Raw genomic sequence first — 12,709 nt, 5'->3', positions numbered from 1 at the left:
TCCTGATAATATGTATGTGAAAAGTTCGCCAAAAAATTATAACCTTATTGTAAAACGGTTTTTAAAACTTTTCAACATAAAATTATAATGATAATGCTTATCAATTAGAGTGTCAACTTATTTTTGAATTATTTCATAAGATTTTCAAAATACTTAAATGTTATTTCGTTTGATACAATAGAATATATACAAGCATGTAGTGTGAATATGATAAGTTAAATGAATAGCAGTTAATGTGCAATCGTATTGAAAAAGGAATGAAGTTAGACAGAGAGGTGGAAGCGGTAATGCAGCTACAATATACTTTATTATATTGTTTAAAACAATTGAATGGTGAAAGAACCGTTTCTTCGATTTATTATTTATTAAAAGGAAAGAGATCGTCGCAAACATTACAAGATGGGAATATGTTTCAAATTTCTTTTTTGTTTGGGATTTATAAGTCATTAAATAGAGCTGATTATGATCAAGAAGTTGCAAGGTTGTTACGAACGGATTTAGTTCAAGGTATACATGATAATACATATGTGTTAACGACTGCTGGTAACATGCAATTAAACAAATGGGAAGGTGACTTTGCCTTTCCAACGTATTTAAATGGTTTACACTATGGTGAAATAGGTGAAACGTTTTGGAGGAGATTATCATTGATAGTTCAAACCATTTCGAATTTACAACAGGCGAATACGAAATTTATTCCAATTCAACAGGATACAGAAATAATGATGTGGGTGAAACGCTTCCTCACTGGAATACCATATATGAGAAGTGAATTGGCTAAAAGATTATGGAAGGAAATGCATACTCTTTTACAAAAAAATAATCCAGTAGAGGCGACAATCGTAACATATCGGTTAACTGGGTATGAACGCATTGGGTGTACTTTACAACAATTAGCGGAAATTACGAAACAAGATATATTTCGAGTTTATTTTTTATTTTGGGGTACAATTCATTTCCTTATTCAAGAAGTTCGCAATAAAGAAAATGAGTTTCCATTATTAGCTGAAATTATATCTTATCCAAATGAGAAAGCTGATTTATTTAGCTTATCAACGAAAAAAACATATAATCTTTGGAAACAAGGACGCTCTTTAGAAGAAATAGCAACAATTCGGAATTTGAAGGTTGCCACGATAGAAGACCATTTTGTAGAAATTGCTTTACGAGAAAAAGAATTTTCTATTGAGATGTTTATGGAAAAAGAAAAAATAGAAAAAGTAACAAAAGTAATTGAAGCATTACAAACACGTAAATTGCGTGTGTTGAAGCAAGCGGTTGGAGAGGAAATCTCTTATTTTGAAGTCCGTCTTGTATTGGCGCGGATGGAGGGTATAAATGAAGCTTGAGGAATATTTATATAAGTGGTTTGGATATTCTGAATTTCGTCCGGGGCAAAAAGGAGTTATTACGGACTTATTGGAAGGGAAAGATGTTGTAGCGATGCTTCCGACTGGAAGGGGAAAGTCAATGTGTTATCAACTTCCGGGGCTTCTGCAAGAGGGTACGGTGCTTGTTGTATCACCATTATTATCTTTAATGGAAGACCAAGTTACGCAATTAAAGTATGTCGTGAAAAATCGAGTTATTGCATTGAATAGTTTTCGGACGTTAATTGAAAAAAGAGAAGCAATGAAAAAGCTATCTTTTTATAAATTTGTTTTCGTATCACCAGAGATGTTGCAGTCGGAACTTCTAATAAGAGAATTGAAAAAAATTCATATTTCATTATTTGTCGTAGATGAAGCGCATTGTATTTCACAATGGGGCTATGATTTCCGGCCAGATTATAAAAAATTAGATAAAGTAATTGAGAGTATCGGATCTCCGAAAGTACTAGCATTAACAGCAACTGCGACAAAGGATGTACTGCGAGATATAGCGGTAAGTTTAAATCTGAAAAATATCGCTGAGCATGTGTACTCAATTGATCGTCCAAATATTGCGATGGAAGTGCAATTTGTGGAAACAATAGAAGAAAAAAAAGAGGCGCTTTTTGAGCATGTAATGTATTTGCAAGGGCCTGGTATTGTTTATTGTTCAAGTAGGGCCTGGACAGAGCGTTTAACCGAGTATTTAAGAGGAAAAGGAATTACAGGTGTAGCTTTTTATCATGGTGGTATGGAACATGAAGAGCGTATGTTAATTCAACAACAGTTTATGAATGACCAGTTGCAAATTGTAATATGTACAAGTGCTTTTGGGATGGGGGTAAATAAGGCGAATACAAGATATATTATTCATTTTCAATATCCGACAAATGTAGCTTCCTATTTACAAGAAATTGGAAGAGCGGGAAGAGATGGAGAATTGAGTATAGCCATTTTATTATGTAGTCCATTGGATCACGATTTGCCAATTTCAATCATTGAAGATGAATTACCAAGTAAATCGCAAATACAATTTTTATTTTCGTTACTACAAGAAAGAATGTTTCAAACGAAAGTATTACCATTAGAAGATGTAGAAGAAATTTGTTATAATGCAGCAAGATTTAATGAACAGTATTGGCGTTTTACACGTTATCATCTCGAACATCTTGGAATCATACAACAGCGAAATCTCATGCTAGAGAGCTTGTCAGATGAAATAATGCACAGATTAATAGCGGAAGTGGAAGTGAGACTGCGTAATAAATATAGTGAGCTAGAAAATATGAAGTCATGGATACAAGTTCAAGGATGTAGACGTGAATATTTATTACAACAATTCGGTTATAGAAAAGAAAAAGAGATAGAAAACTGTTGTGATTACTGTGGTATTACAAAAACGGATTATAAAAAAAGACGAGCGCAACAGTTAGTTTTCGACTATAATTGGGAAACAGAGTTACAAAAGCTTTTCGGCCTAGGGAAGATGGAGGAATGATGAACATTCAAAGGCATAATGTTGAAGATATGAGTCCGAGAGAAATAAGACTGAATCTCTACATAACACAACTAATCATTATTGGTATCGGTTGTTTACTAGCATATATATTATTTCAAGATAAAAGAGAAGTTTATAGTTTGTGGAAATGGGAACCGGTTTCTATACTTGTAATAGGTAGCTTGTTAGCGATTTGTATTGTGTTATTAGATTATGTTGCAATGCGAGTCTTTCCAGAATCTTGGTTTGATGATGGTGGTATTAACGATAGAATGTTTCAAGGGATTTCTGTCATGCATTTACTCGTTATCACGTTTATTATTGGCTTTGCGGAAGAGTTTTTATTTAGAGGTGTAGTGCAGACTCATTTCGGAATTGTAATAGCGAGTTTAATTTTTGCTGTGTTACATATTCGGTATATAACGAAGCCTTTTTTGTTTTGTTTCGTCTGCTTTATTAGTTTTGTTTTTGGCTATGTATTCGAGTGGACAGGAAATTTATTTATAACAATCTTTGCACACTTTCTTGTTGATTTTATAATGGGGCTCCAATTAAGAAAATAAATGGAAGGTGGTGGTGAACAACGTGAGAAAACGAATTCCTGATTTTGAAGAGGAGTTAGAAGTTGAGCGAGTGGAAGAAGATGAAGGTTTACCGCCGCGTAGTGAAATTCATAGAAATAAAGAGAACAAACCAAAGTTTAAAATGAATCACATTTTCGTCCGAGTGTTAACATTTTTATTCATATTGTTACCTATTAGTATCCTATGGTATACGGATAAGTATATACAGGTAAAAAGTGATAGTAATAATGCTGAGAAAAGTGCGTTTGAAGTGATTTTTTTTGATTCAGCTAAGACTGAATCAAAGAAGCAGTCTGAGAAAGTAGCAACTCATGTTGTGAAAGATGGAGAAACTTTAGAAAGTATAGCGAAGCAATATTTCTCGGATGAAAATGGGATAGAAATAATAAAAAAGTATAATGATTTACAAGAAGACGAAGTGAAAGTAGGACAAGAATTGAAAATTCCTATAGAAGATAAGTCCACGAAGTATGAGAGCTAGCTAAATGAGTGATATAGCTGCACATAAAATTAAGGACTATACTTTACGAGGAGGGAGAGTAAAAAATATATGTCATGGATTATATTATTATGTACTCTCATATGCATTGGTTTTGTATGTCTTCTTGGAATGTATAAAGAAGCGATGCGTAATACAGTGTTGGAACATACTTTAGTATTCGAAGAATTTCCGGAAAGTTTTCAAAAAGTTAATGTTTTTTTTATTTCGGATATTCATAGAAGGGTCATTTCTAGCGCGCTAATTGAACGAGTAAAAGGAAAAGTAGATATCGTAATTATTGGCGGCGATTTAGCTGAAAAAGGAGTACCTTTATCACAAATCTCTTTAAATATTCAAAAATTAAGAGAAATAGCCCCTGTATATTTTGTATGGGGAAATAATGATTATGAAATTGAATATCACGAATTAGATGCTTTATTAATAGAAAATAATGTGAAGGTATTAGATAATACAAGATTTGTATTTGAGTCTGAATTAGGAGAGAAAATTTGCTTACTCGGTATCGATGATGTTGGATTAGAACGAGATCGTTTAGATTTAGCGTTGTCTGATTGTAAAGAAGAAGGTTTTCGCATTTTAATTAGTCACAACCCAGATATAATAAAGAAAATGTCTGGTAACGAACAAATTTCGCTCGTATTAAGTGGACATACACATGGAGGTCAGATTCGGTTGTTTCCATCTGAAAAGTATTTAAAGGGTGGTGTATATAAGCATTCTAATACGACTCTCTTTGTTAGTAATGGGTATGGAACAACATTATTCCCTCTTCGTTTTCGGGCACCTTCCCAAACACATATCATTACGTTATGCGGAGGAAAATAATGCCGACTTTAAATGGGACATATAATATAAAAGCTGTTTCGAATATACTCGGAATTCAACCGAGTACACTTCGCGCATGGGAAAGACGCTATCATATTATTGCCCCAAAGAGAAATCGTGCGGGGCATCGTTTATATACAGAAGAGCATATTCATATTTTGAAATGGTTAATGAATAAAGTTTCTGAGGGGATGATGATTGGACAAGCAGTTCAGTTATTAGAAGGGAATCGGTTGCAGAACAACGTTCAAAAAGAAAAAATTACTGATACAGAAGTTGTTTTAGTGGACGATATACTACAAGCTTTGTTAGAATTTGATGAAATTACAATTTCTGCATTATTAAACGAGGTTTTTAGTATATATTCAACGGAAAAGGTTGTTGCAAGCATCATTCTTCAAGTGGCAAACAAGTTGTTAACCTTAAAAAGTAATAATGAGATTACAATGTCGCAATTCAAATATGTTGTATCATTCTTACAAACACGTTTAGGAATGATCTATCATAATGCGTCGGTGTATTCTTCCGTTAACAAAGTTTTCGTTTTAGAAAATAATATATTAAAAGGATTTATTTTCGCGACGTATTTACGACTAAAAGGATATCAAACAATGTATATGGGGACAAGTTTAGATGAAGAAGGTATTTTACTAGCTATTGAACAATTACAACCTAAATATTTGTTTATATCTTTTGATGATGAACGAGAACTTGAAGAGGCAGTAGAATTTATTGACTTGTTGCAAGAAAAAAATGAAAACATCTCTGGTGGTTTTATAGGAAGAAAAGGCATTGGAGATCAATTAAATCTTCAAAATATCCTAATTGGTAACACGAAAGAAGAATGGGATGGATGGTTAAAGATGTCGGAATAGTCGTTCGAAAAGAACCATCTATTTTCTATTTCATATAATAAAAATTAGATGCAATGGTTACGTAGGGAGGGTATGAGATGAGACTGGAACGTTTAAATTATAATAAGATTAAAATTTTCCTAACATTTGATGATTTATCTGAACGAGGATTAACGAAAGAAGATTTGTGGAGAAATGCACCGAAAGTACAGCAACTATTCCGTGATATGATGCAAGAAGCAAATACAGAATTAGGGTTTGAAGCGGATGGACCGATTGCTGTTGAAGTATTTTCTCTACAAGCTCAAGGTATGGTTGTAATTGTAACAAAAGAAAATCACGAAGTGGACACAGAAGATGAGTTCCGTGACGAGTTTATTGAAATGCAAGTGACTCTTGATGAAAGTGAACATATACTTTACGAGTTTGCTACATTAGATGATGTAATCAATTTGTCAAATCGCTTATATAACCTTGGTGTAACTGATGGGAAGTTGTATACGTGGGATGATCGTTTTTATCTTTGGATAGAAGAAGAAGAGCAATTTCAATTATTGAAGGCGGATTTTATAGCTATTTTAGCGGAGTACGGTAATCCGTCAACAGCAACAATTTACCGCGTAATGGAATATGGTAAAGAATTAATGGATTCTCAAGCGATTGAACAAATATACAATTACTTTGTGAAAAAACAAAACCTCAGCTAATGTAACGTAGCTTGAGGTTTTATTTTTATTCAGCTGAAAATCTAAAATCTATAAAACGAAGTGTAGGTAACAAGACTAACCGATCTGTATGTTAAAATGTAATCAGTATTTCTTGATGAAATAATTGTTTTATCGAATGTATTTTGATGAAAATAAAAAATATTTAAATATTTAAGTATTTTACTTTTCTAAAAGCAATAAAAGGACTATAATAATAGTGAAAACGCTTGCAATGCAAAATAGTTTGTATATATTTGTTAGCGTTTTCTATTGCATTCCAAATTTAACGGTGTATACTAGGCAATGAAGGTTTACTAAACAAGTGAAATTACAGGGGGTTTACTTACTATGGTAGCCGAAAAGGGAACTCAAATGAAAACACAACAACAAGGGGAACAACATTTTGAATTGTTAAATTCAACACAAATTGTAATTAATGAAGCATTAGAAAAATTGGGTTATCCAAACGAAGTATATGAATTATTGAAAGAACCAATTCGTATGATGACAGTGAAAATTCCAGTTCGTATGGATGACGGGACTGTTAAAATATTTACAGGATATCGTGCACAACATAATGATGCTGTTGGTCCAACGAAAGGTGGAATTCGCTTCCATCCAAACGTAACAGAAAATGAAGTGAAAGCACTTTCTATTTGGATGAGCTTAAAATGTGGTATTGTTGATTTACCATATGGTGGAGGTAAAGGTGGAATCATTTGTGACCCACGTGAGATGTCTTTCCGTGAATTAGAAAGATTAAGCCGCGGTTATGTACGAGCAATTAGCCAAATTGTTGGTCCGACAAAAGATATTCCAGCTCCAGATGTATTTACAAACTCACAAATTATGGCATGGATGATGGATGAGTATAGCCGTATCGATGAATTTAATTCACCAGGATTTATTACAGGTAAACCACTTGTATTAGGTGGATCACACGGACGTGAAACAGCAACTGCAAAAGGTGTAACAATTTGTATTCGTGAAGCTGCGAAAAAACGTGACATTGATATTAAAGGTGCACGCGTTGTTGTTCAAGGATTTGGTAATGCGGGTAGCTTCTTAGCTAAATTTATGCATGATGCAGGCGCGAAAGTAATTGCAATTTCAGATGCTTACGGTGCACTACATGATCCGAATGGATTAGATATTGACTACTTACTAGATCGTCGCGATAGCTTCGGTACTGTAACAAAACTATTTAATAATACAATTTCAAATACAGAACTGTTAGAACTTGATTGCGACATTTTAGTTCCAGCTGCAATTGAGAACCAAATTACAGAAAAAAATGCTGATAAGATTAAAGCGAAAATTGTAGTTGAAGCTGCAAATGGTCCAACTACATTAGAAGCAACAAAAATCTTAACAGATCGTGGTATTTTACTTGTTCCAGACGTATTAGCAAGTGCTGGTGGCGTTACGGTATCTTACTTTGAGTGGGTACAAAATAACCAAGGTTACTACTGGACTGAGGAAGAAGTAGAACAACGTTTAGAAAAAGTAATGGTAAGATCATTCGATTCAATTTATGAAACATCACAAGTTCGTAAAGTGAACATGCGCTTAGCTGCGTACATGATTGGTGTTCGTAAAATGGCTGAGGCTAGTCGCTTCAGAGGTTGGGTATAATATATAATGTTTTGAGAAAACGTGATTTCCTTTCGAGGGAATCACGTTTTTTTGTTGAAGTATTAAATGAGGTGTTGTATATGGGGAATGAAATGATGGAACGAGTAGACCAATTAGAAGAAAAGGTTAAGGTGTTAGAGGGTGAACTTGCAAGAGCTAAGAGAGCCCGAAAAACAAGTATCGTTCGGGTGTTCGGTGAAGGATTATTGTTTTTAATATTTGGTGCATTTGTAGTTGGACCAATTATCGCGTTTATATTCACAATTATTACTTGGCTTGTTGAAAAATAGAATAAAAAATAAAAAAGAACGCTTGTTCTACACGAACAAACGTGCTATACTTTCCTTAGATAAGCAAAACGGAAACGATTTTAAGGAGAGATAAATGATGAAAATGACAGTAGACCAAAGATTTATGATGCCAGCAGATGTTGTGGAACGAGTGGAAGTTTTACGAAATAATCATAGTAAGCGTGGATCATTATTACAATCAGTAAATAAGTTTTTCGGTTTAGATACGAAAGAAGATTGTGTTTGGTTTTACGGTTTTTACGGAGTGGCTGTAAGTATTGTATTATTTATGGTATTCACATCAAATATTTTCGATTTTCTCTTCGCATAAGAAATAATGCCATAAGGACATTGCCACCGAATACATATATAAGGAAGTAAGGTAATTTTTTAGAGCGGGAGTTGGTAGTAATGGCGATGTTCCCTATTGAGCGTAATTATATTGGGTATGGAAATTCACGACCAGGAATTCCTCTTTCAAAAGTAAGATTTATTGTAAGTCATGACACGGGGAACCCTGGTAGCAATGCGATAGGAAATCGGGATTACTTTAATGAAATACAACCGAAAGCTTCAGCGCATACATTTATTGATGATAAAACAATATTAGAAATTGTCCCTATAAATGAAGTTGCGTATCATGTTAGATACAATGTGCCAACGGATAATGATTTATTCGGTTATGATGCGAATAAGGCCGCAATTGGGGTTGAACTTTGCTATGGTGGCGACGTAAACTTTTGGGAGGCATATACTCGTTTTACATGGTATCATGCTTATTTATGTCAAAATTTCGGTTTAAATCCTAAAAAGGCTATTGTGTCACACAAAACGTTGGATCCTACTCGGAAAATCGATCCTGAAAATGTATTAGGGCAACAAGGAATTAAATTTCAGCAGTTTTTAGCAGATGTCTATCGGATGTATGTTTCGTTTAGATGACAAATATATGAAAAATGAATACAATAAAGATAGGTGCCTACTGCTGTAAGTAGGTTTTTTCTTGTTTATATAAATAAAGCAGAGGTAGAAGACTAGGAGTGAACCGAGTATGCAAAAAGAAACAGTTATTATTATCGGAGGCGGTCCATGCGGATTAGCAGCGGCGATTTCGTTGCAAAAAGTGGGGTTAAATCCGTTAGTAATCGAAAAAGGAAACATAGTAAATGCAATTTATAATTATCCAACTCATCAAACATTTTTCTCCTCTAGTGAAAAATTAGAAATTGGTGAAGTTGCTTTTATTACAGAAAATCGTAAGCCATTTCGTAATCAAGCGCTTGCGTATTATCGTGAAGTAGTAAAGCGTAAATCTATACGTGTAAATGCATTTGAACGAGTGGAACAAGTTCAAAAAGATGGTGATGTTTTTAAAGTTGAAACGAAGAAGCGTGATGGAAACAAAGAAATATATGTGGCGAAATACATTGTTGTCGCAACTGGATATTATGATAACCCGAATTATATGAATGTACCTGGTGAGAAACTTGAGAAAGTAGCTCATTATTTCAAAGAAGGACATCCTTATTTTGATCGAGATGTCGTCGTAATAGGTGGTAAAAATTCAAGTATAGATGCGGCGTTAGAGCTTGTTAAATCGGGTGCACGTGTAGCAGTTCTATACCGTGGCGGGGAATACTCGCCAAGTATTAAGCCGTGGATTTTGCCGGAATTTGAGGCGCTAGTACGAAATGGGACAATTCAAATGCATTTCCATGCGCATGTAAAAGAAATTACTGAGCATACGTTGACGTATACAGTAGATGGTGAGGCAAATACAATTCAAAACGATTTTGTATTTGCTATGACGGGTTACCATCCAGACCACAGCTTCTTAACAAAAATGGGAGTTCGGATTGATGAAGAAACAGGACGCCCGATTTATACACAGGGTAGTATGGAAACAAACGCTGAAAATATTTTTATTGCAGGTGTAATTGCTGCGGGGAATAACGCAAATGAAATATTTATCGAGAACGGTAGATTCCATGGAGATGCGATTGCGCAAACCATTGCATCAAGAGAAGAATAAAAAGAAGCTGTCGAAATTCGACAGCTTCTTTTTTAATCGTGCATATACATATTTTGGATTGCTTCATGAGAATTTGTATTCTCTAATGCGACTAATAATTTAATACGCGCCTTTTGAGCATTTAAACCGTATGTGAATATAACGCCCATATCTTTCAATTGCTTGCCGCCACCTTCATACGAATATACATCTTGAACGATACCGTTGAAACAGCGAGACACTAATACGACAGGAATTCCTTTGCCTATTAATCGTTCTAGACTTGGAAGTGTTCTTGGAGGTAAATTACCTTGTCCAAGTGCTTCAATAACAATTCCGTCTACTGGTAGTGTTTCAATTGCTGATAATAATGTATCATCCATACCTGCGTATGCTTTTAGAACGACAACGTTTTTAGAAATTTGTCGTACTGTGCATGTTTCGTGATGCACTAAAGCATGATGGAAAACAACACCACGTTTTGTTACCATGCCAATTGGTCCGTACTGTGGACTTTGGAATGTCGCGACATTACTTGTGTGCGTTTTTGTTACATTTGTAGCACAATGTATTTCGTCGTTTAATACGACTAGAACGCCTTTTTTAGCAGCTTCATTACTACTAGCAACTTTTACAGCTGATAAGAAATTATATAGACCATCAGCGCCTAATTCATTACTAGAACGCATTGCTCCTGTCACAACGATTGGGATCGTTGCTTGAACTGTTAAATCAAGAAAATAAGCTGTCTCTTCTAATGTATCGGTACCATGCGTAATGACTACGCCGTGAATATCATCTTGTCTTACTCTTTCGTCAATGATGACTTGTAATTGTAGCATTTCGCTAGGAGTCATGTGAGGAGATGGAAGATGGAACACATCTTCGACAATTAAATCAACATCGCCTTCTAAATCAGGAATAAATTTTAAAAGAGGATTCTTTTCACCTGGTTGTACGACCCCGGTTTCTTTATCTTCCTCCATTGCAATTGTTCCACCTGTGTGTAAAACTAGGATTCTTTTCAATGCTTATACCCCTTTCAAGTTGAAAAATACATTTAGAACATAACATGTTTTGAGTAAATTCGACAATGAAAATGTATAAAAGTATGGTTAGAAAATGACAATAAAATAAATTACTTTAAGTGTGCTTCGGTAAGTGGTTATTAGGTTAGGTTTTGTTTATGGAAAATTATAGGAGACGATGTGTAAGTGTAGAGAGGGAAGGAGTGAGTTTTTTGAAAAAAGTGGAGAAAATTATAATTCGTATATTACTGATTCAATTTATTTGTCTTTCTGTCGTCCAACTGCTTTTTATACATAAATCTTCAGTGAAATATTTATCGAAAATTGTTTATTACGAAGGTGTCGTCACGCGAAATAAGGCGGAAATCTTACAGGTGAATAAGTAGTTTTCATTTTCTTCTATGATGGATTATGCTACAATAATTGAGGATTTAATGACGTGAGGCAAATGAGAAGAAGCAGGGGGAGAATACCTGCTTTTCGTTTTGTTTTTATAAGTGAAAAATGAGGTGTTACAATGGATAAACAAATTTCGATTGCTATAGATGGTCCAGCGGCTGCTGGGAAAAGTACAGTTGCAAAAGTTGTTGCGAAAAAACTTTCATATGTGTACATTGATACAGGCGCAATGTACCGTGCTATTACATATGCAGCCCTTGAACAAAAAGTGGATATTGAAAATGAAGAAAAGTTAATGGAAGTTGTAAAAAATGTAAATATTGAATTTCAGCAAGGGGAAAATACACAACTTGTATTTTTAAATGGACAAGATGTTTCTGAAGTGATTCGTACGCCAGATGTGACGAATCGAGTATCTATTGTAGCAAAGCATCGTCTTGTTCGTGAAGAAATGGTACGTCGTCAACAAGAGTTAGCTAAAAAAGGCGGCGTAGTAATGGATGGTCGTGATATTGGTACACATGTACTACCAGATGCTGAAGTGAAAATCTTTATGCTTGCTTCTGTAGAAGAAAGAGCGGAAAGAAGACATTTAGAAAATATGAATAAAGGTTTCGATTCTAATTTAGAGCAGTTAAAAGAAGAAATTGCTAGGCGTGATAAATTAGATTCAGAACGCGAAGTTTCTCCTTTGAAAAAAGCTGATGATGCATTGGAATTAGATACAACTTCTTTATCAATTGAAGAGGTTGTCCAAAAAATTATGGGGATTGTTTCAGGAGTGTTTGCGAAATAAAGAAAGGGGGATTATCCTCTTTCTTTTTTTGTTTGTTTAGAATTGTAAAGGATAAGTGAATTATGAGTTGCTTTTCTTGACAAATGAGTCAATTTATTAGAAGTTAGTTAAAGAGAAATGAAACTGTCAGAATATATTCGCTATTATATTTCAAAACATACTTTATTCAAGACGATTTTGCTGTATACTATTTATATAGAATTAATATAT

General features: G+C 34.3%; 15 protein-coding genes. 14 read left to right on the top strand and 1 reads right to left on the bottom strand.

Annotated features, from left to right (window positions below; translation table 11 throughout):
- The first annotated feature begins 287 nt into the window (after nt 1–287).
- The 12 genes from ACFWDE_RS15700 to ACFWDE_RS15645 all read left to right on the top strand — a co-directional run bounded on the left by ACFWDE_RS15700 (nt 288) and on the right by ACFWDE_RS15645 (nt 10,297).
- Nucleotides 288–1,349 (top strand): YpbB family protein, encoded by a 1,062-nt coding sequence (locus ACFWDE_RS15700; protein ID WP_002149404.1) that lies wholly within the window; start codon nt 288–290, stop codon nt 1,347–1,349.
- Nucleotides 1,339–2,868, top strand: coding sequence for a RecQ family ATP-dependent DNA helicase (locus ACFWDE_RS15695; RefSeq protein WP_377893270.1), 1,530 nt, complete (start codon nt 1,339–1,341; stop codon nt 2,866–2,868). Before ACFWDE_RS15700 ends, ACFWDE_RS15695 begins: the two co-directional genes overlap by 11 nt.
- Nucleotides 2,868–3,431, top strand: coding sequence for a CPBP family intramembrane glutamic endopeptidase (locus tag ACFWDE_RS15690; protein WP_002149398.1), 564 nt, complete (start codon nt 2,868–2,870; stop codon nt 3,429–3,431). The genes ACFWDE_RS15695 and ACFWDE_RS15690 overlap by 1 nt, the downstream gene beginning before the upstream one ends.
- Before the next feature lie 22 nt (nt 3,432–3,453).
- Nucleotides 3,454–3,933 carry a LysM peptidoglycan-binding domain-containing protein gene (locus ACFWDE_RS15685; RefSeq protein ID WP_002149396.1) on the top strand — a complete coding sequence of 160 codons (480 nt, stop codon included), beginning with the start codon at nt 3,454–3,456 and terminating at the stop codon, nt 3,931–3,933.
- 69 nt (nt 3,934–4,002) lie between these two features.
- Nucleotides 4,003–4,779: a metallophosphoesterase gene (locus tag ACFWDE_RS15680; RefSeq protein WP_377893267.1), complete on the top strand. Its 777-nt coding sequence runs from the start codon at nt 4,003–4,005 to the stop codon at nt 4,777–4,779.
- Nucleotides 4,779–5,654 (top strand): MerR family transcriptional regulator, encoded by an 876-nt coding sequence (locus ACFWDE_RS15675; RefSeq protein WP_377893265.1) that lies wholly within the window; start codon nt 4,779–4,781, stop codon nt 5,652–5,654. The genes ACFWDE_RS15680 and ACFWDE_RS15675 overlap by 1 nt, the downstream gene beginning before the upstream one ends.
- Before the next feature lie 77 nt (nt 5,655–5,731).
- Nucleotides 5,732–6,340, top strand: coding sequence for a genetic competence negative regulator (locus ACFWDE_RS15670; RefSeq protein ID WP_002011786.1), 609 nt, complete (start codon nt 5,732–5,734; stop codon nt 6,338–6,340).
- A 372-nt stretch (nt 6,341–6,712) separates the two neighbouring features.
- Nucleotides 6,713–7,975: an NAD-specific glutamate dehydrogenase gene (gene gudB / locus ACFWDE_RS15665; RefSeq protein WP_377893312.1), complete on the top strand. Its 1,263-nt coding sequence runs from the start codon at nt 6,713–6,715 to the stop codon at nt 7,973–7,975.
- 80 nt (nt 7,976–8,055) lie between these two features.
- Nucleotides 8,056–8,265 carry a hypothetical protein gene (locus tag ACFWDE_RS15660; protein ID WP_377893264.1) on the top strand — a complete coding sequence of 70 codons (210 nt, stop codon included), beginning with the start codon at nt 8,056–8,058 and terminating at the stop codon, nt 8,263–8,265.
- Nucleotides 8,266–8,359: 94 nt separating this feature from the next.
- Complete coding sequence (locus ACFWDE_RS15655) at nt 8,360–8,596, top strand: DUF3961 domain-containing protein (protein WP_002149379.1); 237 nt, start codon at nt 8,360–8,362, stop codon at nt 8,594–8,596.
- Between the two features lie 80 nt (nt 8,597–8,676).
- On the top strand, nt 8,677–9,207 hold the full coding sequence (locus tag ACFWDE_RS15650) for a peptidoglycan recognition protein family protein (protein WP_002149378.1): 531 nt from the start codon (nt 8,677–8,679) through the stop codon (nt 9,205–9,207).
- Nucleotides 9,208–9,316: 109 nt separating this feature from the next.
- Entirely contained in the window at nt 9,317–10,297 is a 981-nt protein-coding gene (locus tag ACFWDE_RS15645) for a YpdA family putative bacillithiol disulfide reductase (protein ID WP_377893263.1), read from the top strand.
- 32 nt (nt 10,298–10,329) lie between these two features.
- Here ACFWDE_RS15645 and ansA read toward each other — a convergent pair whose 3' ends face one another.
- A complete protein-coding gene (gene ansA / locus ACFWDE_RS15640) occupies nt 10,330–11,304 on the bottom strand; it encodes an asparaginase (RefSeq protein WP_080019176.1) in 975 nt (324 codons plus the stop codon).
- A 212-nt stretch (nt 11,305–11,516) separates the two neighbouring features.
- On the opposite strand from ansA, the gene ACFWDE_RS15635 reads away from it, so the two are divergent.
- Together ACFWDE_RS15635 and cmk are read left to right on the top strand one after the other, a co-directional pair.
- Complete coding sequence (locus ACFWDE_RS15635) at nt 11,517–11,690, top strand: DUF5359 family protein (protein WP_377893261.1); 174 nt, start codon at nt 11,517–11,519, stop codon at nt 11,688–11,690.
- A 131-nt stretch (nt 11,691–11,821) separates the two neighbouring features.
- A complete protein-coding gene (cmk, locus tag ACFWDE_RS15630; RefSeq protein ID WP_002149374.1) occupies nt 11,822–12,499 on the top strand; it encodes a (d)CMP kinase in 678 nt (225 codons plus the stop codon).
- The last annotated feature ends 210 nt before the right edge of the window (nt 12,500–12,709 follow it).

This window comes from Bacillus sp. NPDC060175 (genome assembly GCF_042728695.1).
In the GTDB taxonomy this organism is placed as follows: Bacteria; Bacillota; Bacilli; order Bacillales; family Bacillaceae_G; genus Bacillus_A.
This window is presented reverse-complemented; position numbering and strand designations above follow the sequence as displayed.

Coding starts and splice junctions, on each gene's coding strand:
- ACFWDE_RS15670 (WP_002011786.1), top strand. CDS start 5,732: ATGAGACTGGAACGTTTAAATTATAATAAGATTAAAATTTTCCTAACA.
- ACFWDE_RS15695 (WP_377893270.1), top strand. CDS start 1,339: ATGAAGCTTGAGGAATATTTATATAAGTGGTTTGGATATTCTGAATTT.
- ACFWDE_RS15680 (WP_377893267.1), top strand. CDS start 4,003: ATGTCATGGATTATATTATTATGTACTCTCATATGCATTGGTTTTGTA.
- ACFWDE_RS15655 (WP_002149379.1), top strand. CDS start 8,360: ATGATGAAAATGACAGTAGACCAAAGATTTATGATGCCAGCAGATGTT.
- ACFWDE_RS15675 (WP_377893265.1), top strand. CDS start 4,779: ATGCCGACTTTAAATGGGACATATAATATAAAAGCTGTTTCGAATATA.
- cmk (WP_002149374.1), top strand. CDS start 11,822: ATGGATAAACAAATTTCGATTGCTATAGATGGTCCAGCGGCTGCTGGG.
- ACFWDE_RS15700 (WP_002149404.1), top strand. CDS start 288: ATGCAGCTACAATATACTTTATTATATTGTTTAAAACAATTGAATGGT.
- ACFWDE_RS15650 (WP_002149378.1), top strand. CDS start 8,677: ATGGCGATGTTCCCTATTGAGCGTAATTATATTGGGTATGGAAATTCA.
- gudB (WP_377893312.1), top strand. CDS start 6,713: ATGAAAACACAACAACAAGGGGAACAACATTTTGAATTGTTAAATTCA.
- ACFWDE_RS15660 (WP_377893264.1), top strand. CDS start 8,056: ATGGGGAATGAAATGATGGAACGAGTAGACCAATTAGAAGAAAAGGTT.
- ACFWDE_RS15645 (WP_377893263.1), top strand. CDS start 9,317: ATGCAAAAAGAAACAGTTATTATTATCGGAGGCGGTCCATGCGGATTA.
- ACFWDE_RS15690 (WP_002149398.1), top strand. CDS start 2,868: ATGAACATTCAAAGGCATAATGTTGAAGATATGAGTCCGAGAGAAATA.